Origin of the sequence: Herbidospora mongoliensis, assembly GCF_001570545.1 — a bacterium.
Lineage (GTDB): Bacteria > Actinomycetota > Actinomycetes > Streptosporangiales > Streptosporangiaceae > Herbidospora > Herbidospora mongoliensis.
This window is the reverse complement of record NZ_BBXD01000009.1, coordinates 605,646-629,883: the sequence shown is the minus strand read 5'-3', so window position 1 is coordinate 629,883 and position 24,238 is coordinate 605,646. Positions and strand designations below refer to the sequence as shown.

At 69.4% G+C, this 24,238-nt stretch carries 24 protein-coding genes; 16 read left to right on the top strand and 8 right to left on the bottom strand.

Annotated elements, in window-relative coordinates:
• Window positions 1–43: 43 nt before the first annotated feature.
• Window positions 44–712 carry an acyltransferase gene (locus tag AW272_RS07215; RefSeq protein WP_066362002.1) on the bottom strand — a complete coding sequence of 223 codons (669 nt, stop codon included), beginning with the start codon at window positions 710–712 and terminating at the stop codon, window positions 44–46.
• 136 nt (window positions 713–848) lie between these two features.
• On the opposite strand from AW272_RS07215, the gene pyrG reads away from it, so the two are divergent.
• The 13 genes from pyrG (at window position 849) to AW272_RS07150 (ending at window position 14,495) form a co-directional block, all read left to right on the top strand.
• Window positions 849–2,510: a CTP synthase gene (gene pyrG, locus AW272_RS07210; protein WP_066362000.1), complete on the top strand. Its 1,662-nt coding sequence runs from the start codon at window positions 849–851 to the stop codon at window positions 2,508–2,510.
• On the top strand, window positions 2,507–3,118 hold the full coding sequence (locus AW272_RS07205) for an NUDIX domain-containing protein (protein ID WP_439649136.1): 612 nt from the start codon (window positions 2,507–2,509) through the stop codon (window positions 3,116–3,118). Before pyrG ends, AW272_RS07205 begins: the two co-directional genes overlap by 4 nt.
• Window positions 3,119–3,132: 14 nt before the next feature.
• On the top strand, window positions 3,133–4,050 hold the full coding sequence (gene xerD / locus AW272_RS07200; RefSeq protein ID WP_066362571.1) for a site-specific tyrosine recombinase XerD: 918 nt from the start codon (window positions 3,133–3,135) through the stop codon (window positions 4,048–4,050).
• A 103-nt stretch (window positions 4,051–4,153) separates the two neighbouring features.
• Window positions 4,154–5,044 carry a ParA family protein gene (locus tag AW272_RS07195; protein ID WP_066361998.1) on the top strand — a complete coding sequence of 297 codons (891 nt, stop codon included), beginning with the start codon at window positions 4,154–4,156 and terminating at the stop codon, window positions 5,042–5,044.
• Window positions 5,045–5,065: 21 nt separating this feature from the next.
• Entirely contained in the window at window positions 5,066–5,899 is an 834-nt protein-coding gene (locus AW272_RS07190; RefSeq protein ID WP_066361997.1) for a segregation and condensation protein A, read from the top strand.
• A complete protein-coding gene (scpB, locus tag AW272_RS07185; RefSeq protein ID WP_157518418.1) occupies window positions 5,889–6,431 on the top strand; it encodes an SMC-Scp complex subunit ScpB in 543 nt (180 codons plus the stop codon). The genes AW272_RS07190 and scpB overlap by 11 nt, the downstream gene beginning before the upstream one ends.
• The gene (locus AW272_RS40410; protein WP_083958085.1) at window positions 6,428–8,494 is read left to right on the top strand and encodes a pseudouridine synthase; all 2,067 of its coding nucleotides are present in this window, start codon (window positions 6,428–6,430) and stop codon (window positions 8,492–8,494) included. Before scpB ends, AW272_RS40410 begins: the two co-directional genes overlap by 4 nt.
• A 30-nt stretch (window positions 8,495–8,524) precedes the next feature.
• Window positions 8,525–8,884 carry a chorismate mutase gene (gene aroH / locus AW272_RS07175; protein WP_066361994.1) on the top strand — a complete coding sequence of 120 codons (360 nt, stop codon included), beginning with the start codon at window positions 8,525–8,527 and terminating at the stop codon, window positions 8,882–8,884.
• Between the two features lie 21 nt (window positions 8,885–8,905).
• Complete coding sequence (locus AW272_RS07170) at window positions 8,906–9,994, top strand: prephenate dehydrogenase (RefSeq protein WP_066361992.1); 1,089 nt, start codon at window positions 8,906–8,908, stop codon at window positions 9,992–9,994.
• A gap of 126 nt (window positions 9,995–10,120) precedes the next feature.
• Window positions 10,121–10,798, top strand: a complete 678-nt coding sequence (gene cmk / locus AW272_RS07165; protein WP_245657230.1) for a (d)CMP kinase — start codon at window positions 10,121–10,123, stop codon at window positions 10,796–10,798.
• A 16-nt stretch (window positions 10,799–10,814) separates the two neighbouring features.
• A complete protein-coding gene (gene der / locus AW272_RS07160) occupies window positions 10,815–12,218 on the top strand; it encodes a ribosome biogenesis GTPase Der (protein WP_083958084.1) in 1,404 nt (467 codons plus the stop codon).
• 391 nt (window positions 12,219–12,609) lie between these two features.
• A complete protein-coding gene (locus AW272_RS07155; protein WP_066361990.1) occupies window positions 12,610–13,857 on the top strand; it encodes a sensor histidine kinase in 1,248 nt (415 codons plus the stop codon).
• Window positions 13,848–14,495 (top strand): response regulator, encoded by a 648-nt coding sequence (locus tag AW272_RS07150; RefSeq protein ID WP_066361989.1) that lies wholly within the window; start codon window positions 13,848–13,850, stop codon window positions 14,493–14,495. The genes AW272_RS07155 and AW272_RS07150 overlap by 10 nt, the downstream gene beginning before the upstream one ends.
• Window positions 14,496–14,634: 139 nt before the next feature.
• Here the strand turns inward: AW272_RS07150 and AW272_RS07145 are convergent, their stop codons facing one another.
• The 5 genes from AW272_RS07145 to AW272_RS07125 form a co-directional block, all read right to left on the bottom strand.
• On the bottom strand, window positions 14,635–16,479 hold the full coding sequence (locus AW272_RS07145; RefSeq protein WP_066361988.1) for a multicopper oxidase family protein: 1,845 nt from the start codon (window positions 16,477–16,479) through the stop codon (window positions 14,635–14,637).
• A complete protein-coding gene (locus AW272_RS07140; RefSeq protein WP_066361987.1) occupies window positions 16,476–16,925 on the bottom strand; it encodes a DUF6220 domain-containing protein in 450 nt (149 codons plus the stop codon). The genes AW272_RS07145 and AW272_RS07140 overlap by 4 nt, the downstream gene beginning before the upstream one ends.
• A gap of 145 nt (window positions 16,926–17,070) precedes the next feature.
• Window positions 17,071–18,561, bottom strand: a complete 1,491-nt coding sequence (locus AW272_RS07135) for an MFS transporter (protein ID WP_245657229.1) — start codon at window positions 18,559–18,561, stop codon at window positions 17,071–17,073.
• A 214-nt stretch (window positions 18,562–18,775) separates the two neighbouring features.
• Complete coding sequence (locus tag AW272_RS07130) at window positions 18,776–19,423, bottom strand: LppX_LprAFG lipoprotein (protein ID WP_066361983.1); 648 nt, start codon at window positions 19,421–19,423, stop codon at window positions 18,776–18,778.
• 25 nt (window positions 19,424–19,448) lie between these two features.
• Entirely contained in the window at window positions 19,449–19,904 is a 456-nt protein-coding gene (locus tag AW272_RS07125; RefSeq protein WP_066361981.1) for a MarR family winged helix-turn-helix transcriptional regulator, read from the bottom strand.
• Between the two features lie 60 nt (window positions 19,905–19,964).
• Between AW272_RS07125 and AW272_RS07120 the strand changes: the two genes are divergently transcribed.
• On the top strand, window positions 19,965–20,903 hold the full coding sequence (locus AW272_RS07120; RefSeq protein ID WP_066361980.1) for a cation diffusion facilitator family transporter: 939 nt from the start codon (window positions 19,965–19,967) through the stop codon (window positions 20,901–20,903).
• Here AW272_RS07120 and AW272_RS07115 read toward each other — a convergent pair.
• Window positions 20,900–21,538: a 4'-phosphopantetheinyl transferase family protein gene (locus tag AW272_RS07115; protein ID WP_066361978.1), complete on the bottom strand. Its 639-nt coding sequence runs from the start codon at window positions 21,536–21,538 to the stop codon at window positions 20,900–20,902. The genes AW272_RS07120 and AW272_RS07115 overlap by 4 nt on opposite strands.
• A 78-nt stretch (window positions 21,539–21,616) precedes the next feature.
• Here AW272_RS07115 and AW272_RS07110 point away from each other — a divergent pair, with 78 nt between their 5' ends.
• Window positions 21,617–22,303, top strand: coding sequence for a L,D-transpeptidase family protein (locus tag AW272_RS07110; RefSeq protein ID WP_169807503.1), 687 nt, complete (start codon window positions 21,617–21,619; stop codon window positions 22,301–22,303).
• On the opposite strand, the gene AW272_RS07105 is transcribed toward AW272_RS07110, so the two are convergent.
• The gene (locus AW272_RS07105; protein ID WP_066361976.1) at window positions 22,297–23,622 is read right to left on the bottom strand and encodes an aminopeptidase P family protein; all 1,326 of its coding nucleotides are present in this window, start codon (window positions 23,620–23,622) and stop codon (window positions 22,297–22,299) included. The genes AW272_RS07110 and AW272_RS07105 overlap by 7 nt on opposite strands.
• A gap of 147 nt (window positions 23,623–23,769) precedes the next feature.
• Between AW272_RS07105 and AW272_RS07100 the strand changes: the two genes are divergently transcribed.
• Window positions 23,770–24,198: a CBS domain-containing protein gene (locus AW272_RS07100; RefSeq protein ID WP_066361974.1), complete on the top strand. Its 429-nt coding sequence runs from the start codon at window positions 23,770–23,772 to the stop codon at window positions 24,196–24,198.
• Window positions 24,199–24,238: the final 40 nt, after the last annotated feature.

The following is a 24,238-nucleotide window of genomic DNA, read 5'->3' as shown; positions in this document are numbered from 1 at the left end:
GGATCACCCTCCCTTCGAGGTTCGAGGGGACAACGACCCACTATTACGAAATATCCCCGGAACTTCCTGCGATCCGCATCAACCGGACTTCCGGCGCCACCCAGCCCTCCTCGGGGGAGTACCGCCGCACGATCTTCGCGGGCACTCCGGCGATCACGCAGTGATCGGGGAACTCGCCGCGGACCACCGCCCCACCTGCGACGACGCACTGCCGGCCGATGCGCGTCCCGGGCAGGATGATCGCCCCGGTGCCGAGCCACGAGCCCTCGCCGATGCTGACCGGATTGTTACGCGGCCACTGGCGGCCGACCGGGGTCGCGGGGTCGTCGTAGACGTGGTTCTGGTCGGTGATGTAGACGTACGGGCCGGTGAAGACGTGGTCACCGATGTCGATCGACTGGTGGCCGACGATGTGGCTGCCGCGGCCGATCGAGCAGGATCCGCCGATCCGTACGAGCGAGGAGGGACCCAGGTCCAAGCCGGGCCACATTCCGGCCGAGATCGACACCCGTTCGCCGATCAGGGTGTGGTCGCCGATCTCGATCCACTGCTCGCCGAAGATGGCTCCCACCGGGAACGCGATGCACACGCCGTCGCCCAGTCTGCGGAACCGATAGCCAGCTGGGGAGTGGGGGCTGATGGCCCCGGCCTCGCGGATGTAGGCCCACACCCGGTGGATCAGACGGCCCAGCAACCGTTGCCGCATCGACATAACGGATCAAGTTACCTTCTTGTGAAACCGCCATCTATGGCGGGTTACCGCACGTGGGTGCCTTGGGGACACCAGGCTTTGATAAGCTCGAAGCCCGTGGACATGGCCGACACTTTTTCGGACCACGGGAGACTCCTTGCGAAACGCCGTTAGCACCAAACACCTGTTCGTCACCGGCGGCGTCGCCTCCAGCCTCGGCAAGGGCCTCACGGCCTCTAGTCTCGGCCGGCTGCTCAAGCTCCGCGGGCTCCGTGTGACAATGCAGAAACTCGATCCCTACCTCAACGTCGACCCCGGAACGATGAATCCGTTCCAGCACGGTGAGGTCTTCGTCACCGATGACGGCGCTGAGACCGACCTCGACGTCGGTCATTATGAACGTTTCCTCGACACCGAGTTGCACGGTTCGGCGAACGTCACAACCGGCCAGATCTACTCCAACGTCATCGCCAAAGAGCGGCGCGGCGAGTATCTCGGTGACACCGTGCAGGTCATCCCGCACATCACCAACGAGATCAAAGATCGCATCCGGGGCATGGCGGCCCCCGACGTCGACGTCGTCATCACCGAGGTCGGCGGCACCGTCGGCGACATCGAGTCGCTGCCCTTCCTGGAGGCGGTCCGCCAGGTCCGTCACGAGGTGGGCCGCGACAACGTCTTCTTCCTGCACGTCTCGCTGCTGCCCTACATCGGGCCCAGCGGCGAGCTGAAGACGAAGCCGACCCAGCACTCCGTCGCCGCGCTGCGCAGCATCGGCATCCAGCCCGATGCGATCGTCTGCCGGTCGGACCGGCCGATCACCAACTCCCTCAAGCGCAAGATCAGCCTGATGTGCGACGTCGACGAGGACGCCGTCGTCTCCGCCATCGACGCGCCGTCGATCTACGACATCCCGAAGGTGCTGCACTCCGAGGGCCTCGACGCCTACGTCGTGCGCCGCCTGGGGCTGCCGTTCCGCGACGTCGAGTGGACCGAATGGGATGAACTTCTCAAGCGGGTCCACAAGCCGTCCAAGGAGGCCACCATCGCGCTGGTCGGCAAGTACGTCGACCTGCCCGACGCCTACCTGTCGGTCACCGAGGCCCTGCGCGCCGGCGGGTTCGCCAACGACGCCCGCGTCAACATCCGCTGGGTGACCAGCGACGACTGCCAGACCCAGGAGGGAGCGGCCCGGGAGCTCGACGGCGTCGACGGGGTGCTCATCCCCGGTGGCTTCGGTGTGCGGGGGATCGAAGGCAAGATCGGCGCGATCCGGCACGCCCGGGAGAACAAGATCCCCCTGCTCGGCATCTGCCTGGGCATGCAGGGCATGGTCATCGAGGCGGCCCGCAACCTGGCCGGCATCGAAGGGGCCAACAGCGCCGAGTTCGACCCCGACGTCAAGCATCCGGTCATCTCGACGATGGCCGATCAGGAAGACGTCGTGGCCGGTGAGCGCGACATGGGCGGCACCATGCGGCTGGGCATCTACACCGCCAAGCTCACCGAGGGCTCGCTGGCCCGCCAGCTCTACGGCAAGGCCAAGGCCGACGAGCGGCACCGCCACCGCTACGAGGTCAACAACGCCTACCGCGAGCGGCTGGAGAAGGTCGGCGTGACCTTCTCGGGCGTCTCGCCCGACGGCCGGCTGGTCGAGTACGCCGAGCTGGCCGCAGACCAGCATCCCTTCTTCATCGGTACGCAGGCGCACCCCGAGTTCCGCTCGCGTCCGACCAGGGCGCATCCGCTGTTCCGGGGCCTGATCGCGGCCTCGATCGCGCACGGCGAAGGCCGCGCCAAGGCGGTGAAGTCCAAGTGATCGTCGCCGACGTCGGTGAGAAGTGGGAGGTCACCGGGTCGCGTGAGCGCTTCTCCGCCCGGATCATCACGGCCGTGACCGACACGGTCGTGATGCCCGGGGGAGTGACCGCCGATCGCGACTACGTGCGGCATCCCGGTTCGGTGGCGGTGGCCGCGATCGACGACCGGGGGCGGGTGCTGCTGCTGCGGCAGTACCGCCATCCCGTACAGAAACTTCTGTGGGAGCTCCCGGCGGGCATCCGCGATGTCCCCGGCGAGCCGCTGGTCGAGTGCGCGGCCCGTGAGCTGGCCGAGGAGGCCGGATACCGGGCCGCGCACTGGCACACGCTGGTCGATCTCTACACCTCGCCCGGCATGAGCGACGAGCGCATCCGGGTCTTCCTGGCCAGAGGTCTGGAAAGGATTCCTGACGAAGAGAACACCTACGTCCGGCATCACGAAGAGATCGACATGCCCGTGGAATGGGTACCTCTGGACGAAGCGGTAGAGAAGGCGCTGGCCGGAATGATCCACAATTCCCCCGCCATCGCCGGTATTCTCGCCGCCTACGCCGCATCCTCCGACGACTACAAGGGCCTGCGGGCCGCCAGCGCGCCGGAGGCCTGAACAGGGGACCTACGCTGAGCTCGCCGGAAGCCGTACTTACCAGCTACCTCGCCCATCTGGCGGTGGAGCGGGGCCTTTCGGCGAACACGCTGGCCTCATACCGCCGTGACCTGCGACGTTACGTCGACCATCTGTCCTCGCGCGGCCTGGCTTCGATCAGCCAGGTCGCCGAGGCCGATGTGGTCAGCTTCCTGGCGGCCCTGCGTGAGGGCGACGACGAACATCCGGCCCTGGTCGCCAGCTCGGCGGCCCGGGCCGTTTCGGCTGTCCGGGGGCTCCACCGGTTCGCGCTGCGCGAGGGCGTCTCGGGCCACGACCCGGCCAACCAGGTCCGGCCGCCGCGCACGCTGCGGCGGCTGCCGAAGGCGATCACCGTCGACGACGTGGAGCGCCTCATCGCCGCCTCGGGTCCCGACGAGTCGCCTCTGACGTTCCGGAACCGGGCTCTTCTCGAGGTCCTGTACGGAACCGGCGCCCGCATCTCCGAAGCGGTGGGCCTGGCAGTCGACGACATCGCGGCGGCCTCACAGGTGGTGCTGCGCGGCAAGGGCGGCACGACCAGGATCGTTCCTCTGGGCCGCTACGCCCGGTCGGCACTGGACTCCTACCTGGTGCGCGCGCGGCCCCTCATCGCCTCTCACGGGCGCGGCACGCCCGCTCTGTTCCTCAACGCCCGGGGCGGCCGGCTGACCCGGCAGGGCGCCTGGGAGGTCCTCCAGTCGGCCGCCGACCGGGCCGGCCTGTCCGGTGTGTCCCCGCACATGTTGCGCCATTCGTTCGCAACCCACCTTCTCGACGGCGGCGCCGACGTTAGGGTGGTGCAGGAGCTGCTCGGCCACGCATCGGTGACCACCACTCAGGTCTACACACTGGTGACGGTCGACCGGCTCAGAGAGGTGTACGCGGCGGCGCATCCCCGCGCCCGCAGGTGATGCACTTCCATTACCCTGGCTTTGCTTGCGCGCGGCGCCTTGCCGCATACGTGACTACCCTCTAGATTCGGTCCGATTCGGGTCCATCAGGGAGGTTCAACAGGTGACTGCGACCACAGACGACACGTGGACCGCGGCGAACCAGGGTGCCCTGGGTCCGACGGGGCGCCCGCGCCCGGTCTTCCCCGAGCCCTCCGTGCCCTCGAACCACGGTCCGGCGCGGGTCGTGGCCATGGTGAACCAGAAGGGTGGCGTCGGTAAGACGACCACCACCATCAACCTCGGCGCCGCGTTAGCCGAGGTCGGGCAGAAGGTGCTGCTGGTCGACTTCGACCCGCAGGGCGCCCTGTCCGTGGGTCTGGGAATAGACCCACGCCCGCTGGAGACGACGATCTACGACCTCCTGATGGAGGAGTCCGACGTCACCGCGGAAGACGCGCTGCTCGCCACCAGCGTCGAGGGCATGGACCTGCTGCCCAGCAACATCTTCCTGTCCGGCGCGGAGATCCGGCTGGTCAACGAGGTCGCCCGCGAATACGCCCTCCAGCGCAGCCTGGAGCCCCTGCTCCCCTACTACGACATCTGCCTGATCGACTGCCAGCCCTCGCTCGGTCTGCTCACGGTCAACGCGCTGACCTGCGCCCACAGCGTCATGATCCCCCTGGAGTGCGAGTTCTTCGCGCTGCGCGGCGTGGCCCTGCTGATGGAATCGGTCTCCAAGGTCCAGGAGCGCCTCAACAAGCACCTGGAGATCGACGGCATCCTCGCCACCATGTACGACCCTCGCACCCTCCACGCCCGCGAGGTGCTCGCGACGATCATGCAGGGGTTCGGCGAGAAGGTCTTCCACACCGTCATCAACCGCACCGTCCGCTTCCCCGACGCCACCCTGGCCGGGGAGCCGATCACCCAGTTCGACCCGGGTTCGATGGGTGCCACCGCCTACCGTGACCTGGCCCGTGAGGTGCTCGCCCGCTGGCCCGCGCGCCTCTGATTTCTGGGGGACAATGGCCCGGTGACCGAGCCGGAGATCAGCGCGCCCCCAGAAGAGGTGGGGTTCCACGTCCACCTTGAGGTGTTCGAGGGGCCCTTCGATCTGCTGCTCGGGCTGATCGCCAAGCACAAGCTCGACATCACCGAGGTGTCGCTCAGCAAGGTCACCGACGAGTTCATCTCCTACATCCGCGGTCGGGGCCCCGAATGGGATCTCGACCAGACGAGCCACTTCCTGCTGGTCGCGGCCACCCTGCTCGACCTCAAGGCGGCCCGGCTGCTGCCCTCGGGCGAGGTCGAGGACGAAGAGGACCTCGCCCTGCTGGAGGCCCGTGACCTGCTGTTCGCGCGGTTGCTGCAGTATCGGGCGTACAAGGAAGTGGCGAAGATCTTCTCGGGGAGGATGGCCGAGGAGTCGCTGCGGTTCGCGCGGGTGGTGCCGCTGGAGCCGGCGTTCGCCAACCTGCTGCCCGAGCTGATCCTCGGGATCGGGCCCGAACGGCTGGCCGAGATCGCCCGCAGGGCGTTCACGCCGAAGCTCCCGCCGACCGTCTCGATCACCCACATGTACCAACCGCTCGCCTCGGTACGCGAACAGGCCGCTATCCTGGTTGAGCGGTTGCGCCGGGCGGGCACCGCGACATTCCGGGCGCTGACCTCCGACTGCGCCGGCCCATTCGAAGTGGTGGCGAGGTTCCTCGCCGTTCTGGAGCTGTTCCGCGAGGCCGCGGTCACCTTCGAACAGGCCGAGCCTCTGGGGGATCTGTACGTGACCTGGACCGGAACAGCCGACGGCAGTGTGCTCGTCGGCGACGACTACGACGAGACGCGACGAGAAGAGGGCGATGATGTCTGACCTCACGATGGGGCTCGAGGCCATCCTTCTCGTCGTCGAAGAACCCGTCGAGGAGATCACCCTCGCGCAGGTGCTCGAACGGCCGACCATCGAGGTCGCGGCCGCCCTGCGCGGACTGTCGGCGGAATACACCTCCGCCGGGAGGGGTTTTGATCTGAGAGAGGTCGCCGGAGGATGGCGCCTCTACACGCGTGCCGAATGCGCTCCGCTGGTGGAGCGGTTCGTGCGCGACGGCCAGCAGGCGCGGCTGACCCAGGCCGCCCTGGAGACCCTCGCCGTGGTCGCCTACCGTCAGCCCGTCAGCCGGGCCAGGGTGGCGGCCATCCGCGGCGTCAACAGCGACGGCGTCATGCGCACGCTCGCCGCCCGCGGCCTCGTCGAGGAGGCCGGGACCGACCCGGAGAGCCAGGCTTTGCTCTACCGGACCACCAGCTACTTCATGGAGAGGCTGGGCCTGCGGGATCTCTCCGAGCTCCCCGAACTCGCGCCCTTCCTCCCAGACGACGACACTCTTGAGGAGCATTCCAAGTGAACAAGCGAACCCCGTCCGGTGATGGACGCGGTCGAGACAACGCCTTCCGCGCGGGCCGCTCAGGCGCCCGCGGCGCCGGTTCCGGCGGCCCCGCCAAGCGGGGTGGCTTCGGCTCCCGCGACGACCGCGGCGCCTCCGCGGGCGGCGGCTCCGGCTCCCGCGACACCCGCGGCGGCGACAGGAGTTACGGCTCCCGGGACGACCGGGCCCAGCGCCCCTCCCGCGACGACAACCCCCGCTCCGACCGTCCTTACGGCGACCGGCCGCAGCGGTCCAACGACGACCGCCCTGCCCGTTCTTACGGTGATCGGCCCGCGCGTGACGACCGTCCGCGTTCCGACCGTCCTTATGGCGACCGTCCCGCCCGTCCCTATGGTGACCGGCCTCAGCGGTCCTACAACGACGACCGTCCCGCTCGCCCTTACGGTGACCGGCCCCAGCGGTCCAACGACGACCGGCCCGCGCGTCCTTATGGGGACCGGCCGCAGCGGTCCTTCAACGACCGTCCGGCTCGTGATGACCGGCCGCGTTCCGACCGTCCCTACGGCGATCGGCCTCAGCGGTCCTACAACGATGACCGTCCGGCCCGTCCTTACGGCGATCGGCCCCAGCGGTCCAACGACGACCGGCCCGCGCGTCCCTATGGGGACCGGCCGCAGCGGTCCTTCAATGACCGCCCGGCTCGTGACGCCCGTCCTTATGGCGATCGGCCGCAGCGGTCCTTCAACAACGACCGGCCCGCTACCGGCGACCGTCCTCAGCGGTCGTTCAACAGTGACCGGCCAGCTCGTGATGACCGGTCGCGTTCCGACCGTCCTTACGGTGACCGTCCGCAGCGGACTTTCGGCAACGACCGGCCGCAGCGGTCCAACGACGACCGGCCTGCTCGCCCTTACGGCGATCGGCCGCAGCGGTCCAACGACGACCGGCCCGCGCGTCCCTATGGGGACCGGCCGCAGCGGTCCTTCAGCAACGACCGGCCGCCGACGAGCGACCGGCAGCAGCGGTCCTTCCGTGAGGACCGTCCCTCCACTGGTGACCGGCCGCAGCGTCCCTACCGGGACGAGCGTTCTGACGGCGCCGACCGTCCTCAGCGGTCCTTCGAGTCGCGGGACGAGCGGGGCAACCCGGCCGCCAAGGGCTCCAGGGCGCGTTTCGGCAAGTCCGACCGGCCTGCGCGGGCTGACCGGCCGGCGCGTCGTGATGGCGTACAGACGATCGGTAAGCCGGTAAAGCCCAAGGTGGCGGCGCAGCCTTTCAAGACCTCGGCTCAGCCGAAGCGGGACCCCGAGTTCTGGGAGCCCGGCTACACCGACGAGCGCGACACCACCGAGGTTCCCGGTGGCGAGCGGCTGCAGAAGGTGCTCGCGCAGGCGGGCGTCGCGTCGCGGCGGGCCTGTGAGGATCTGATCGGCGAGGGCCGTGTCCAGGTCGACGGGCAGGTCGTGCGCCGGTTCGGCGCCCGGGTCGACCCGGCCAAGCAGATCATCCACGTCGACGGGAAGCGGATTCCGACCGCGCCCGACCTGGTGTACTACGCGCTGAACAAGCCCATCGGCGTCGTCTCCACGATGGAGGACCCGGAGGGGCGGCCGTGCCTGGCCGACTTCGTCCAGGAACTGGCCCCCCGGCTGTTCCACGTCGGGCGGCTCGACACCGAGACCGAGGGGCTGCTGCTGCTCACCAACGACGGTGAGCTGGCGCACCGGCTGACGCACCCGAGCTACGGCGTGTCGAAGAAGTATTGGGCCAAGGTCCCCGGGCCCATCCAGCGCGACCTGCACCGCACGCTGCGCACCGGGATCGAGTTGGAAGACGGCCTGGCCAAGGTCGACTCCTTCAACGTCGTCCAGGAGCACGGGCAGCAGGCGCTCGTCGAGATCGTGCTGCACGAGGGGCGCAAGCACATCGTGCGCCGCCTGCTGGAGGAGACCGGGCACCGCGTGATCGACCTGGCTCGCATCGAGTTCGGGCCGGTCAAGCTCGGTCGGCTCAAGCCGGGCACGATCCGCTCGCTCAGCCTGCACGAAGTGGGCGAACTCTACGCATCGGTCAAGCTGTAGCCTTTGCGGACGATCAGATAGGAGTCAGGCATGGTCAGGGCGGTCCGCGGCGCGATTCAGGTCGACGGGAACGATCGCGAGTCGATCATCTCGGGAGCGACCGAGCTGGTCACCGAAGTGATGGAGCGAAACCGGCTCACCACAGACGATGTGATCAGCGTGATCTTTACCGCCACGCCCGACCTGACCGCCGAGTTCCCGGCACTGGCCGCCCGTAAGCTGGGCTTCCACGACGTGCCGCTGATCTGCGCCACCGAGATCGACGTGCCGGGCGCGCTGCCCCGCGTCGTGCGGCTGATGGCCCACATCTCCGTCGACCGGCCGCGCCAGGAGATCCACCACGTCTACCTGCGCGGCGCGATCGCGCTGCGGGTCGACATCGCTCAATAGACAGATCACCGAGGTAATTCCATGACCGAGGGTGGCTCACTCACCAGTGCCCTGGTAGTCGGCACGGGCCTCATCGGCACGTCGCTGGCGTTGGCGCTGCGCCGCCGTGACATCAGGGTGCTGCTGGCCGACCGTGACCCGGGGGCCGCGCGGCTGGCCAGCGAGCTGGGGGCCGGCGAACCCTGGGACGGCGGCGAACGGGTCGACATCGCGGTCATCGCGGTGCCGCCGCAGTTCGTCGCGGACCAACTGCTCGAACTGCAGAAATCCGAGGCGGCCCGCTTCTACACCGACGTCGCGAGCGTGAAGGCGCTGCCGATCGCGCAGGCCGCGGTGCTGGGGTGTGACCTGTCCACGTTCGTGGCGGGACATCCCCTGGCCGGGCGCGAGCGGTCCGGTCCTGGGGCGGCCCGGGGTGATCTGTTCCTCGGGCGTCCGTGGGCGCTCTGCCCGACCGTGGAGTCGGGCAAGGACGCCCGGGACGCCGTGTACGAGCTCGTCGCGCTCTGTGGGGCCAACCCCGTCACCATCGGGGCCGACGAGCACGACCGGGCGGTGGCGGTGATCTCCCACGCACCTCACGTGACGTCGGCGGCGGTGGCCGCCCGGCTGGCCGACGCCACCGACACGGCGCTCGGCCTCAGCGGGCAGGGGGTCCGCGACGTCACCCGCATCGCGGCCAGCGATCCTTCTCTGTGGACGAACATCCTGTCCGGGAACGCCACCCCCGTGGCGGAGGTCCTGGAGGCGGTCGCGGCCGATCTCAACACGGCGGCCCAGTCGCTGCGGGAGTTCGCGATCGACGGCACATCCATGGACGAGGTCACCGACCTGCTCCGGCGGGGCGTGACCGGGACCGGTCGCATCCCCGGCAAGCACGGCGGGCCCGCGCGCACCTACGCGGTGGTCCAAGTGGTCATCGGCGACCGTCCGGGCGAGCTGGCCCGGCTGTTCCAGGTGGCCGAACAAGCGGGGGTCAGCATCGAGGACGTGCGGCTCGAGCACGTGCCGGGGCTGCCTCTGGGCGCCGTGGAGCTGTCGGTCCAGCCGGAGTCGGCCGGGATCTTCGCCTCGGCTCTGCGGGCGCAGGGCTGGCAACTGCAGGGCTGAACGTTTTCCACAGGGCGGCGATCTCCGGGTCGTCGTCCACAGGTGGCCATGAAGGCTGTCGGGGCCGGGCCTGAGCGCCGGTAGCCTTCTGGAGTCGCACCACATACGAGAACAGGGGAGTGGACCGTGCCTGGTCTGGTCGTCGCCATGGACGGTCCTTCGGGGTCGGGCAAGTCGAGCGCGTCTCGAGGGGTGGCTCGCGCGCTGGGCCTGCGTTACCTCGACACGGGGGCGATGTACCGGGCGGTCACCTGGTGGGTGCTGGAGCAGGGGATCGATCTGGCCGACGCCGCGACCATCGCGGCCCGCGCCACCGAGCCCGTGCTGGAGATGTCCACCGACCCGGAGAAGTCCGGCGTCACCGTCGACGGGATCGATGTCAACGGGCCGATCCGGGAGTCGGTCGTGACCGGTGCCGTGTCGGCGGTCGCGGCGGTTCCCGAGATCCGCGCTCGGCTGGTCGCCCTCCAGCGTGAGCTGATCGCCGCCACCCCCGAGGGCATGGTCGTCGAAGGCAGGGACATCGGCACCGTCGTCGCCCCCCAGGCCCCCGTCAAGATCTACCTGACCGCCAGCGCCGAGGCCCGCGCGCGCCGGCGCAATGCCGAGCTGACCGGGTCGACCGTCGAGGCGCAGGTGGCCGACATGGCCCGCCGCGACACGCTCGACTCCACCCGGAAGGCCGACCCGCTGACCATGGCCGCCGACGCGGTCGAGGTAGACACCACTGAGCTGGGGCTCAACGAGGTGATCGCCGAGATTCTTCGGCTTGTGAAGGAGCGCGCCCCGATCGAGGCGCGCTGACAGGAGGAATGCCGCGATGAGCGCGGAATACGACGAGAACGGCTGGATCGAGGCCGAACTGGCCACCCTCGACGAGGGAGGCCACGACGAAGAGCCCGATTCGGGTCCGCTGCCCGTCGTGGCGGTGGTGGGTCGCCCCAACGTGGGCAAATCGACCCTGGTCAACCGCATCATCGGCCGCCGGGAGGCGGTCGTCGAAGACGTGCCCGGAGTGACCCGTGACCGGGTCACCTATGACGCCAACTGGCGGGGCCGCCGGTTCACGCTGGTCGACACCGGCGGCTGGGACCACGAGGCCACCGGCATGGCGTTGAAGATCGCTGAACAGGCGCAGATCGCGGCCGAACTGGCCGACGTGATCCTGTTCGTGGTCGACGCCACGGTCGGGGTCACCGACGCCGACGAGGCGGTCGGCTCGGTGCTGCGCAAGGCGGGCAAACCCGTCGTGCTGGCCGCCAACAAGGTCGACAACCATCTTGTCGAGCTGGAGGCCAACGAGCTGTGGTCGCTGGGCCTCGGCCAGCCCTACTCGGTCTCGGCCCTGCACGGCCGGTCCAGCGGCGACCTGCTCGACGTGGTGCTCGACGCGCTGCCCGAGACGCCGATGATGAAGTTCGGCGAGGAGCGCGGCCCGCGCCGGGTGGCGCTGCTCGGCAAGCCCAACGTGGGCAAGTCGTCGCTGCTGAACCGGGTCGCCGGCGAGGAGCGGGTGCTGGTCGACCCGATGGCCGGCACCACTCGTGACCCGGTCGACGAGCTGATCGAGCTCGGCGGGCAGCCCTGGCGCTTCATCGACACCGCCGGCATCCGGCGGCGCGACCGCGAGCTCAAGGGCGCCGACTTCTACGCCGCCATGCGCACCCGTGCCGCTCTGGAGCGGGCCGAGGTCGCGATCGTGCTGATCGACGCCTCCGACGTCCTGACCGAACAGGACCTGCGGATCATCTCGCTGGTCATCGAGTCGGGCCGGGCCATGGTCGTGGCGTTCAACAAGTGGGACCTGGTCGACGAAGACCGCCGCTACTACCTGGAGAAGGAGATCGAGCGCCAGCTCGTCCGCACCCCGTGGGCGCTGCGCGTGAACATCTCCGCCAAGACCGGCCGCCACGTCGAGAAGCTGGTTCCCGCACTGGAACGGGCGATCGACTCGTGGACGACCCGGGTGCCGACCGCGCGGCTCAACCAGTTCCTCACGGAGCTGGTGCAGGCGACGCCGCCGCCGGTCCGGAGCGGCAAGCAGCCGAAGATCCTGTTCGCCACCCAGGCCGCCACCGAGCCGCCGAAGTTCGTGCTCTTCACCTCGGGGTTCCTCGAGGAGACCTACCGCCGCTTCATCGAGCGCCGGCTGCGTGAGGAGTTCGGCTTCGAGGGCTCCCCGATCAACGTCACCATGAAGATCAGAGAGAAGCGCAAGAAGTAGCGAGCCGCACTGGAGGTAGGGGTGCTGGGTCTCGGCCACACGTCGGGTCCCGGCCCGCTCCGGTGCGGCTTTCGCCTGTAGTCGTCGCGTGAGTGCCTGAGGCAGATGCTCACGGTCTCAACCCGACCGGGCGCGGTTATGCCTGGGTGGCATTGCGGGGGAGGCCGAGTCAGATGCTTGGGTCTCGGCTCGACCGGGCGCGGCTTCGTGCCTGTGCAGCGTTGCGGGGAGGCCGAGGCAGACGCTTTGGGCTCGGCTCGACGGCGAGTGGTCTGTGCGGGCTTGAGGTGCGTTGACGTTCAGAGGCGCCTGAGATGGTGGTGCAGGCCCTACCATCGCTCGGGTGTACGCGGGATCGTGAGGAGTGCCGCCAATTCCTAGGTTGAGGGGCATGAGAACACATCTGCGCCGCCTGGCCGCCGACACCGGCTACCTGCTGCTGGGCTTCCCCCTGGCGACGGTCGCGTTCTGCCTGATGGTCGCCGGGCTCTCCGCCGGAGCAGGGACCGTCGTCGTCGGTGTGGGGGTGGCCCTCCTCTCGATCACCCTGCTCATCGCCCGCCTGTTCGGCGACCTCGAACGGGGTCGTATCGCGCTGGTCCTCGACCGGCCGGTGTCCCGGCCGCGTTACCCGGCGCCGCCGGTCGGCGCGGGATGGGTGCGCCGGTTGGTCAACCCGATCATCACCCCTCAGTCGTGGCTGGACGCGCTGCTCCTGTTCATCATGTTCCCGGTCGCGATCGCGACGTTCGTCGTCACGGTCGTGATGTGGGCTCTGGTGCTGAGCGGGGTGACGTACCCGATCTGGGGTCTGTTCACCAGTCAGATTCCGGGCAACCAGGAGCTGCCGGAGTTGCTGGGCCTCGGCGGGGGTTACCTCGTCAACACGATGTTCTACCTGGTGCTGGGCCTGATCGCGGCGCTGGCGATCTACCCGGTGATCCGGTTCATGGCCACGTTGCAGGCCAACCTGAGCCGGACCATGCTCAGCGGCATGGCCGAGCTGCAGGGCCGCATCGACCACCTCACCGAGGGCCGGCACGCCGCCGCCCACGCCGAGGCCGACGCGCTGCGGCGGCTCGAACGGGACATCCACGACGGGCCGCAGCAGCGGCTCGTCCACCTGGCGATGGAGTTGTCGCGGGCCCAGCGGCTGCTGGAGCGCGACGCCGAGGCCGCGTCGACGACGATCGGGCAGGCGATCACCGCCACCCGGGAGACGCTCGACGAGCTGCGGGCCCTGTCGCGGGGGATCGCGCCGCCGATCCTGGCCGACCGGGGGCTGAACCCGGCGATGTCCGCGCTGGCGGCCCGGTGCACCGTGCCGGTCGAGCTCGACATCCGGATCGAGGAGCGGTTCGCCGCACTCGTGGAGAACACCGTCTACTTCGTCACCGCCGAGGCGCTCACCAACGTCGCCAAGCACAGCCGGGCCACTCTGTGCCGGGTCATGCTCGAGCGCATGGGCGACTCGCTGCTGCTGACCATCGGCGACGACGGGGTGGGCGGCGCGCATGTCGCCAAGGGCCACGGGCTGTCCGGTCTGGCCGACCGGCTGCGCGCGGTCGACGGTGAGCTGTCCGTTCAGTCCCCGACCGGGGGACCGACCCTGATCGTGGCGGAGGTTCCGTGCGGGTAGTGGTGGCCGATGACGCCGTGCTCATCCGGGAAGGGCTCGTCCGCCTTCTCGAGGAGTTCGGCTGTGAGGTGGTCGCGACGGTGGGCACGGGCGAGGAGCTCGTGGCCGCCGTCGTGGCGCATCAGCCGGATGTGTCCGTGGTCGACGTGCGCATGCCGCCGACCTTCACCGACGAAGGCCTGCGCGCCGCCGTGACGGTCCGCCAGAAGGTGCCCGGGGCGCCGATCCTCATCCTGTCCCAGTACGTCGAGGTCTCCTACGCTGACGACCTGCTCGCCGACGCCCGTGGCGGGGTGGGCTACCTGCTGAAAGACCGCGTGATCGACGTCGAGGAGTTCCTGGCCGGGCTGCGCCGCGTCGCCTCAGGCGGAACCGTCTTCGACCCCCAGGTCATCTCCCAGCTGATGGTCCGCCGCCGCCGCGACGACCCGGTGGCGATGCTGACCCCCCGGGAACGCGAGGTCCTGGAGCTGATGGCCGAGGGCCGCTCCAACCCGGCGATCGGCCGCCACCTGGTGGTCAGCGACGGCGCGGTGGAGAAGCACATCCGCTCGATCTTCGCCAAACTCGGTCTCTACGCCGACGACGCCGACCAGCACCGCCGCGTGCTCGCGGTACTGGCCTTCCTGCGGTCGTAGCGCCTCTTCACCATCTCTACGCCGACTCTGCCGCCGTGGCGTTTCGCGGAGTGGCCGCATCGCCTGGAGAGCGCCGTGGCGGCGTTCCCCGGCGGTCCAGATGGCCCGCGAAAGCGTTGCCGCAGTTGGTCGGCGAGAGCTACGCCGGGTGGTTCTCCGCTGGGCCGCCGATGTCGTAGGGGGTGGTGATTCCCTCGTACGCGAGGTGGAATTCCATGCCCTGCACCGCGTGGGCCAGGTCGTGGCAGTGGGACATCCACAGGCCCGGGTTGTCGGCGGTCAGGGCGACCACCCAGACCTCGCCCGGTTCGACGTCGAAGGTGTCGACCAGTATCCCGTTGGCGCTGCGGCCGTTGCGGGACAGCACCTCGACGTGATGCCCGTGGGGGTGCATCGGGTGCAGGTCGCCCGAGCGGTTCACGATGGTGATCTTGACTCGTTCGCCCTCGCGGACGATCGGCGTGGGGATGTTCGGGTAGCCCTTCCCGTTGACCGTGTGGGCCAGTCTCGGCAGCCCGTCGACCATGGCGAACGTCTTGTCCAGCACCCAGACGATCTCCTGGTCGAACCTCTCCGCGAGGTCGGGGCGGGCGCCGTAGCCGGTGACGTCGAGGAGGTCCCCGGTCGCGGGGGTGGCCTGGCCGTTGATCGCCAGACCCGGATGACCTTCGAGGCTCAGCAGGACCGGGCCGTCGGGCATGGTGAAGGCCAGGTCGTAGCGGCCTCCGGCGGCGAGCTTGACGCGCTGGTCCCGAAGGGGAGTGGCGCCCGCGATGTCCCGGGCGTCGACCGATTTCAGCTGGAACGCCACGCCTGACAGGCCCAGGTTCACCGGCAGGCTGTTGGTGTCGGCGATCCGCAGCCGGACCGGGGTCCCGGGGGGAATGGTGGCCTTGACCTGCTGGTCGGTGGGGGGTTCGTCGTCGAAGGCCATCGTCTGGACGTTCCCGTAAGAATGCAGCGCCACCGTGTGATCGCCTTCGGCGGGCTCCACGATGAGCAGGCCGAACAGCCCTTTGGCCACGGCGACGCTGGAGTTCTGGTGGGAGTGATACCAGTACGTACCGGGATCATCGGCTTTGAACCGGTAGACGTGTTCGCCGCCGGGTCTGACGGCGTCCTGGGTCACGCCGGGTACCCCGTCCTCGGCGGCGGGCACGTCGTAGCCGTGCCAGTGGATCGTCACCCCCTGGCCGTCGGGAAGCTCGTTGCGCAGCGTCACCTCGAGCGTCTCGCCCTGCTTCACCCGTAGCGTCGGGCCGGGGTTCTGGCCGTTGAACGACCAGGTCTCCACGGTCCGGCCGCCCACGGTCACGTTCGAGACCTGTGCCGTCAGGGTGAACTTCCGGGCATTCGGGTCGGTCTGCCCGCGCAGGGAGGCCACTGAGACGCCCTGGACGGCGGTGTCGTGGCCCGCGTGCATCGCCGGGCCGGAGACGCTGCCCGTGATCGCCCAGACGAGGCCGGTCAGCGCGAACGCCGACCCGGCGATACGCCACCGGTCGCCGCCGCCTGCGACCAGTCGCCAGGCCAGGGTCGCGGCGCCGCCGCCGATCAGCATCACCACCAGGACCGCCGGCGGGGTCACCGGGTAGGAGATGACGACGTCGCAGGCCAGCCCGGCGGCCGCGCCGATGGCGGTCAGCATCAGGGGGTAGGCCCTGCGCGGGTCGCGGTCACGTCGGAGAAGGGCGGGGACGGACGTCGTGAGGGCGTGCACCATCGGGAGCAGCAGCAGGGGCAGGGCCAGCAGGATCTTCTCGGCGACGAACCACCACCCTGCCCGCATGAGCAGCAGCGTCAACGCCACCCGCACCCCGGTCACGACGACCGCCCCGGCGCTCAGCGCCAGGGCGGCCAGGTAGAAGCGGGGATCGTGGGGCGGCCGGAACGCGGCGTAGGCGAATCCGGCCGCGGCGGGCCACAACACGGCGGCGACGACCAGCACGATCTGGTCGAGGCCGCCGGTGAGCGCGGTGGTCACGCGACGGCGGCCTGAGGCGCGGGCGCGGTCTTCGTCAGGGCCCGGGCCCGCTGCATCAGCACGAACGACGCCCACAGGATCGCGACGCCGTCGAGGGCGTGGAAGCCGAGCACGACCAGGCTCGCGGTGGTGGTGCTGTCGTCCTTCGCGCCGGCCAGCTCGGCGATCGTGAAGATCACGAAGAGCTGCACCGCGACGAGCAGGAACGGCGTGATCGACAGCAGGATGAGGCGGGTGCCGGCCTTGGCGATGGCGGCCACGACGGTGGTCAGGATCGACAGCAGCGGGATGACCATCGTGCCGTTGAGGATGTGCGGCATGATCGCGGCGTCTTCGGCGCCGACCGCGGGTGCCGGCCGCTCGAACGCGCCGAACGTGGCGAAGTAGAACTGGGCGAGCACGGCGATGAACATGATCACCGCGAAGCCGAAGAAGACCTTACGCATATGGGAGCCCCCAGACAGAGTGGTGTCGCTGGCGCCAACTGTGGGCCAAGGGGTGTCCCGAGCACATGGGACGAGCGTCCTGACCGACCGGGATCGCGACATTTCGATCCTCGCCCGGTTCTGTCCAGGTGGCTTGAGTATCCCCCTACTCCATCGCGAGCGCGACCACGGCCCCGATGCCGCAGAGCACCGCGGTGATGAGGAAGATCTCCGAGTATTCCGTGTGCAGGGCCGCCTGCACCGCCTGCGTGTAGACCTCGAGCTGCTTCTGGTACGCCTCGGGCGCCACCCCGAACGGCAGGGGTGTGTCGAGATCGGCGGTCAGCGTCTGGAACCGGTGGAACCCGTAGGCCGACAGCGCGGCCACGCCGAGCAGCATGCCCATCATCCGCGCCACCACGACCGCCGCCGAGGCGACGCCGTGCTGGACGGCCGGAATGGTCTTGAGGATCGCCGAGCTGACCGGCGCGATGACCAGCCCCAATCCGAGCCCGGCGACGACGAGATCGATGTCCATCGACAGCCCGCCCGGCGTGACCGGCCACTGGCTGATCCGCACATAGCCGGCGGTGGCGATCACCATCCCGGCCACGGTGACCAGCCGCTCCGAGAACCGGCGCGCCAGCGCGCCCCCCGCGAGGGCGGCGACGGCGAGCGCGACCAGGAACCGCGTCAGCACCAGTGCCCCGCCGGTCGCGTCGGTGCCGAGGAGCGTCTGCGCCACGAGCTGCACGTCGACGAGCGTGACCAGCAGCGCGGCCCCCGCCAGCAGGCTCACGGTCAGCGTCGCGAACACCGGCCGCTTCCTGATGCCCGCGAGATCGAGGATGCGCGTGCGGGTCCGCAGCTCCCAGAGCACGAACACCACGAGGACCACCGCCCCCGCGACGACGGCCGGGATGCCCCACGAGGGCAGGACCTGTTTGTCGGGCTCCGGGTTGTAGAGCCCCGCCACGAGCAGCCCGAGCCCCAGGGCCAGCAGGACCCCGCCCGGGACGTCGACCTTGGTGGTGGTTCTGGTGCCCGCCGGTACGTATCGGTGCACCGCCACCGCCGCCAGCGCGGTCAGCGGCAGGTTGATCCAGAAGATCGTGCGCCAGCCGTCGAGGAACCCCACGTGGACCACCGCGAGCCCGGCTCCGTAGAGGGGCCCCAGCACGGCCCCGAGCTCCTGCGCCGCCCCCACCGCGCCGAGGGCCGTCGGCCGTCTCCGGGCGTCCCACAGGTCGCCGATGAGCGCCATCGTGATCGGCAGCAGCGCGCCGCCCGCGATGCCCTGAATCGCCCGTCCGGCGGTGATCAGCGGAATCGTGGTGGCCAGCGCCGTGATCAGCGACCCGAGGGCGAACCCCGCCAGGCAGACCTGGATGACCGCCCGCCGCCCGAACCTGTCGGAGAGCTGCCCGAGAAGGGGCATCGCGGCGACGTAACCGAGCAGGAACCCGGTGACGACCGGCGTGACCCGCTCCAGCCGGTTGACCGCCACCCCCGCCGACGCCGCGATGTCGACCAGAACGGTGACGACGACATAGGCGTCGAGCGCGGCCAGCAACACCGCCGCCCCGGTGACACCCAGGACCACCCGCCTATTAGACGGCCCGGCGACGACCCGGGGCTCCTCCTCCACAGACTCCACGAGGCAGAGGTTAACCGCTGCGGCCGACGGAGACGCACGCGCAATTGTCCGAGGTTGAGCTCCGGACAATGTTGGAAAATGCCGCCGTGCCGTCTCCCCAGGTGGCGGATGCACAACCGGACCGCCTCGGCCGTGTTGTCGAAGTCCGACCGGCGCGCCGACGAAACAGCGCATAGGCCTGGACCCGGGGCAGTCCGGCGCTCCATCGCCGAGTTCAGACCGCCGGGGCCTCGATCGTCACCGGGGCGTCGTAGTCGGTCAGGGCCACCTTGACGGTCCCGCCGTTCAGGGGCAGGTCGATGGAGGTGACCCGGCTGGTCGCCTTGTCGATCATCAGGGTTCCGGGCAGGTCGCCGGTCACGCCGGGCACGATCTTCTTCAGCGGCTCGCCGGGCAGGGTCACCGAGACCTTGTAGGCCCCGCCCACCTCCTCGATCTTGCCCCCCGTCGCCGACGACAGCAGGACCGGCACCGCCGTCACGACCGCGCTCGGGTCGTAGAGGGCCGCCAGTTGCTCGCGGCTCATCGACTTCTGGAAGCCGCCGGTCGGGCCCTTGATGTAGACCGAGTCGCCGGCCAGGACGAACTCCAGCTCCTGGAGCGCCCCGATCATGATCTGGATCTTGCCCTTGGCGTCGCCCTCCCGGGTCAGGTCGCCTTCGGCCGTCTTCACAGGGATGGGCGGGTTGCCCTCGGTGGTCAACGAGAAGGCCACCGTCTTGACGGCGCTCATGGCCGTCGCCGCCTTCTTCAGGACGTCGGGCGCCGCCGGGAGGCCGCCCTCGGTCGTCGAGGAGGAGCAGCCGGTGACGCAGACAGTGACAAAGGCCACCAAGGCCGCCAAGCGCAGGATTCTTCTCACGCCAGGGATGCTAGCCCCCGGCGCGCTACTTGCTCTGGAGATGTGTCACGACCGGTGTGTAGATCTCCTCCACCGCCCGGATCTGCCCGGGGGTGAGCAGGTCGATGAAGTGGGCGCGGACCCCGGCCACGTGGTCGGGGGCGACCTGTTCGATCGTCTGGTAACCGAGGGGGGTGAGGACGGCGAACGTTCCACGTCGGTCGTCGACGCAGAGCTCCCTGGTCACCAGGCCCGCCGTCTCCATGCGGGAGATCTGGTGGGACAGGCGGCTGCGCGACTGGACGGTGGCGTCGGCCAGGTCGCTCATCCGCATACGGTGGTCGGGGTGTTCGGAAAGGTTCACCAGGATCTCGTAGTCGTTGAACGACAGGCCGTGCTCTTGCAACTCACGGTCGAGGCGATGGGTGAGGAGCCGGTGGGCCGTCAGGTGGGCCCTCCAGGCACGCTGCTCGTCGGCCGTCAGCCAGCGGGGGTCTGCCATCCCACCAGTCTAAAGATCGTCAGTCACAGTCGTACACGGGAGCATGACAACATGTCGAGCATGAACGACAAAGCCGACGGCGGTGACTCCCTCCTCACAGTCGTCGTCGCAGGTGGAGCCAATCTCGCCATCGCCGTCGCCAAGTTGGTGGCGGGCCTGCTGGGCGGTTCGGCGTCGATGCTCTCCGAGGCCGCGCACAGCGCCGCCGACACGGTCACCGAGGTTCTGCTCTTCACGGCGATCAAGCGGGGCGAGAAGCCCGCCGACCGGGGGCACCCCCTCGGATACGGGAACGCCGCCTTCCTCTGGGCGCTGATCGCGGCCTGTTTCACGCTCGTCGTGGGCGCCGGGTTCTCGATCACCCACGGGTTCCACACGGTCTTCGACGGTGAGGAGCTCAGCGACTTCACCCTCTCCTACATCGTGCTCGGGGTCTCCTTCGTGCTCGAAGGCGTCTCGATGTTCCAGGGGCTGCGGCAGCTCCGGAAGTCGGCCACGCGGTGGGAGACGCGGCCGTTCGCGCTGCTCAAACGGACCTCCGACACGATGCTGAAGGCCGTCGTCCTGGAAGACAGCGCGGCGCTGGCCGGGATCGTGATCGCGGGCCTCGGGCTCGGGATGACACAGCTCACCGGGAACACCGTGTGGGACGGCGTCGGGTCGGTCCTCATCGGGCTGCTGCTGCTCTTCGTGGCGATCACGCTGATCCGGGCGAACGCCAGTCTGCTGCTGAACCGGTCGGCGTCGCCCGTGGTGGAGCGGCGCATCCGCGAGCATCTTGAGGTGCTGCCCGAGGTCGAGCGGATCGTCGAGCTGCTGACCGTGCTCATCGGGCCCAACCGGATATTGGTCGCGGCGCGCATCGACTTCGTCGACGAGGCGACCGGGGCCGCGCTCGAAGCGGCGTCGGCCAGGGTGGAGCGCACGCTGCGAGGGGAGTTCCCGGAGATCCGCGAGGTGTTCCTCGATCCCACCTCGTCGGCGGAAGACCGGATCTAGCCGCCGATGAGCTGGAGTTCCCCCGGCTCGTCGAAGATCGCCGTGGCGATCACCGTCCCGCTGGTCCACTCGACCAGGTGACGGCCTTCCCATTCGTGTGTACGACCCTCGAAGGGCACCTTCGACAGGTCGACCTCCCGTAATCGGTCGAGGGCCAGCTCGCCCCGCTTGACCAGCGCCTCCTTGCGCACCCACTGGCGGATCAGGCGCCGGTTGTCCAGCCCGACCAGCCCGGCCTCGGCCGGGGTGAGGGCCAGCGCGACCAGGTTCTCGTCGGCCTGCCCGCCGGTCGCGTGCTCGGCGTCCACGCCGACCTTCCCCGGACCGGCGGCGGCGGTGACGTACCCGGCGGTGTGGGCGAGGCTGACCGACAGTTCCGGGGCCTCGGTGATGAAGGGGCGGCCGTGGGGCCGGCCGCAGCGGTCGCAGCGCTGTTCGAGGGTGAGCACGCACGCGCGGACGTCGAGGATCTTCGCCGCGCAGTAACGGACCAGCAGATGGGCCGCCACGAAGTCGAGCCGGTCCTGCTCCCGAGTGAACCGGTCGGCGCGGGCCTGCTCGGTTTCGGTGAGCGTCCCGCCGACGGCGTCCAGGACTTCGTCGGTGTAACCGGCGACGGCCAGAGGGGCGCGCATCACCTCAGCGTATTGGAGGTATATGTCGATCAAGTGAACTACGGGGGGTAAGCAATGAGCCGGTCGAAATGTCTGAGTGTGCTGGTCGGAGCACTGGTGGGAACCTCGGCGGGGGCGGCGTTCACCATCGAGGCGCACGCCGACGCGGCATCGCCGGACATCACGCAGCGTTACCGCGAGGAGATCCCCAAGCCGGGGACGACGAGCTCCGCGAACCGGCGGCTCCAGAAGGATCTGTCCGCTCTGGGGTACTTCACCGGGCCGTGGAACGGCTACTACGGGCCCGACATGGCGCAGGCGATCTTCGCCGTCCAGAAGGTCAACGGGCTCAAGACGAACGCCCGCTGGAACGAGGAGGTGGCCCGGAAGATCCGCAGGGGCTGGGCGCCCGCCGCCCGCAGCACGAGCGGGAACCTCGTCGAGGTCGACATCCGGCGGCAGCTGCTGATGGTCGTCAAGGGCGGCAAGGTGGTCAAGGTCTTCAACACCTCCAGCGGCAACGGCAAGCCGTACGGCGGAGGCAAGATCGCCACCACGCCCCGGGGGGTGTTCACCGTCCAGCGCCAGGTGAACAAGCTGGACAAGTCGCCGCTGGGCGAGCTCTACCGGCCCAAGTACTTCCATGGCGGCTACGCCATCCACGGGTCGGTGTACGTCCCGCCGCGGCCGGCCTCGCACGGGTGCGTGCGGGTGTCGTACGAGGCCATGAACTGGCTGTGGAAGAGCAACAGCCTGCCGGTGGGCGGGAGGGTCTGGGTCTACTGAAGCCGCGCCAGCCACGCCTCGATCTCCACCGACGAACGGGGGAGCGCGCCGGACATCAGGCGGGCGCCGTCGGCGGTGATCACCAGGTCGTCTTCGATCCGCACGCCGATGCCGCGCAGCTCCGGGGGCAGCGTGAGGTCGTCGGGCTGCAGGTAGAGACCGGGTTCGACGGTCAGCACCATGCCCTCTTCGAGCACGCCGTCGAGGTAGGACCCGGCGCGGGCCTTGGCGCAGTCGTGGACGTCGAGGCCGAGCATGTGGCCGCTGCTGCACAACGTGTAACGGCGGTAGAGGCCGGTGTCGAAGTCGGACTTGAGGCCCCAGCCGGCCAGGCCGTCGGCGATGACGCGCATCGCGGCCTGGTGGAAGTCGCGGAAGCGGGCCCCCGGCCGCAGTGTCGCGATGGCGGCGTTCTGGGCCTCGTACACGAGGTCGTAGACCTGGCGCTGGATCGGTGAGAACCCGCCCGAGAGCGGGAAGGTGCGGGTGACGTCGGCGGTGTAGAGGCCGTCGCTCTCCACGCCCGCGTCGAGAAGCAGCAGGTCGGCGGGGTTCAGCGGGCCGTCGTTGCGGATCCAGTGGAGCACGCAGGCGTGCGCGCCGGAGGCCACGATCGAGTCGTATCCGGTCGCGTTGCCCTCCAGGCGGGACCGCAGGCCGAAGATCCCCTCGACGTAGCGTTCACCCCTGGGGTGTTCGAGCGCCTGGGGGAGGGCGCGGACGACGTCCTCGAAGCCGCGCGCGGTCGCGTCGACGGCGTGCTGGAGTTCGGCGATCTCGTGGTCGTCCTTGATCAACCGCATTTCGGACAGGAACGTGGTCAGTTCGGTGTCCTGCTCCAGGGTCCGCCCGCCCGGCCGGAAGTCGTCGATGTGGGCGGTGTCCAGGTCGTACAGAGAACCGGCCTCTCCCAGATCAGGACGGCGGCCCACCCAGAACTCGCCGAACCGCCGGTCGCGGTAGAACTCCTCGCCCGCCGACCTCGGCGAGCGGGGCCGCAGGTAGAGGACCGCCTCGCCGGACGGCTCGATCACGAGCACGTCGCCGGGCTCCTGCGCGCCGGTCAGATAGGTGTACGCGCTGTGCGCCCGGAACCGGTAGTCGCTGTCGTTGCTGCGGACCTTCAGGTCGCCGGCCGGGATCACCAGCCGCTCACCGGGGAACCGCTGGGCCAGCCGGGCCCTTCTCTTCCGTGTGTACGCCGCCACGGGCAACTGGGGCAGATCATCGCGATGTGTGTCGGCCCAGCCCGTCGTCATGAACGCGGCCAGCTCCGGCGTGATCGGGAGGTCATGGGAACCGGTGTTCTCGGTCGTCATGAGGTCGCATGGTATTTCACATGTCACCGGCACATTAAGAGGAATTTCGGCGAATGTGAAATTCCTTGGCCGGAACCCCTCCCTCCCCTTGACGCAGCGTCGTCACGGGCGGTTGCCTGGGGAGACAAGCCAGAAGGGTGGTGTCGATTGCTCATCGGGACGATCGTGCAGGGAAAGGGCGCCCGCGTGGTGACCGTTCCGCCGGATGCCACAGTGACCGAGCTGCTCAGCCTGCTGGCCGAGCACAACATCGGCGCCGTGGTGGTGTCGGCCGACGGCCACACGATCTCCGGCATCGTGTCGGAGCGGGACATCGTGCGACACCTGCAGCAACGCGGTGGAGCGGTGCTCGGCGAGCCCGTTTCCAGCATCATGACGGCCGAGGTCCGCACCTGTGGACCTGACGAGAACGTGGAAGATCTACGCAAGACCATGACCGTCCACCGATTCCGGCACGTCCCGGTCGTCCAGGACGGTCGCCTCGTCGGCATCGTCAGCATCGGCGACGTCGTCAAGAGCGCGATCGAGGAACTGGAGACCGAACGCGCCCACCTCGTCGGCTATCTACACGGCTGACCGTTTTCTTTGGGATGAGAGCCCGGCGGTGGGAACCGCC

Coding starts and splice junctions, on each gene's coding strand:
- AW272_RS07215 (WP_066362002.1), bottom strand. CDS start 712: ATGTCGATGCGGCAACGGTTGCTGGGCCGTCTGATCCACCGGGTGTGG.
- scpB (WP_157518418.1), top strand. CDS start 5,889: ATGATGTCTGACCTCACGATGGGGCTCGAGGCCATCCTTCTCGTCGTC.
- aroH (WP_066361994.1), top strand. CDS start 8,525: ATGGTCAGGGCGGTCCGCGGCGCGATTCAGGTCGACGGGAACGATCGC.
- AW272_RS07170 (WP_066361992.1), top strand. CDS start 8,906: ATGACCGAGGGTGGCTCACTCACCAGTGCCCTGGTAGTCGGCACGGGC.
- der (WP_083958084.1), top strand. CDS start 10,815: ATGAGCGCGGAATACGACGAGAACGGCTGGATCGAGGCCGAACTGGCC.
- AW272_RS07155 (WP_066361990.1), top strand. CDS start 12,610: ATGAGAACACATCTGCGCCGCCTGGCCGCCGACACCGGCTACCTGCTG.
- AW272_RS07140 (WP_066361987.1), bottom strand. CDS start 16,925: ATGCGTAAGGTCTTCTTCGGCTTCGCGGTGATCATGTTCATCGCCGTG.
- AW272_RS07125 (WP_066361981.1), bottom strand. CDS start 19,904: ATGGCAGACCCCCGCTGGCTGACGGCCGACGAGCAGCGTGCCTGGAGG.
- AW272_RS07120 (WP_066361980.1), top strand. CDS start 19,965: ATGAACGACAAAGCCGACGGCGGTGACTCCCTCCTCACAGTCGTCGTC.
- AW272_RS07115 (WP_066361978.1), bottom strand. CDS start 21,538: ATGCGCGCCCCTCTGGCCGTCGCCGGTTACACCGACGAAGTCCTGGAC.
- AW272_RS07105 (WP_066361976.1), bottom strand. CDS start 23,622: ATGACGACCGAGAACACCGGTTCCCATGACCTCCCGATCACGCCGGAG.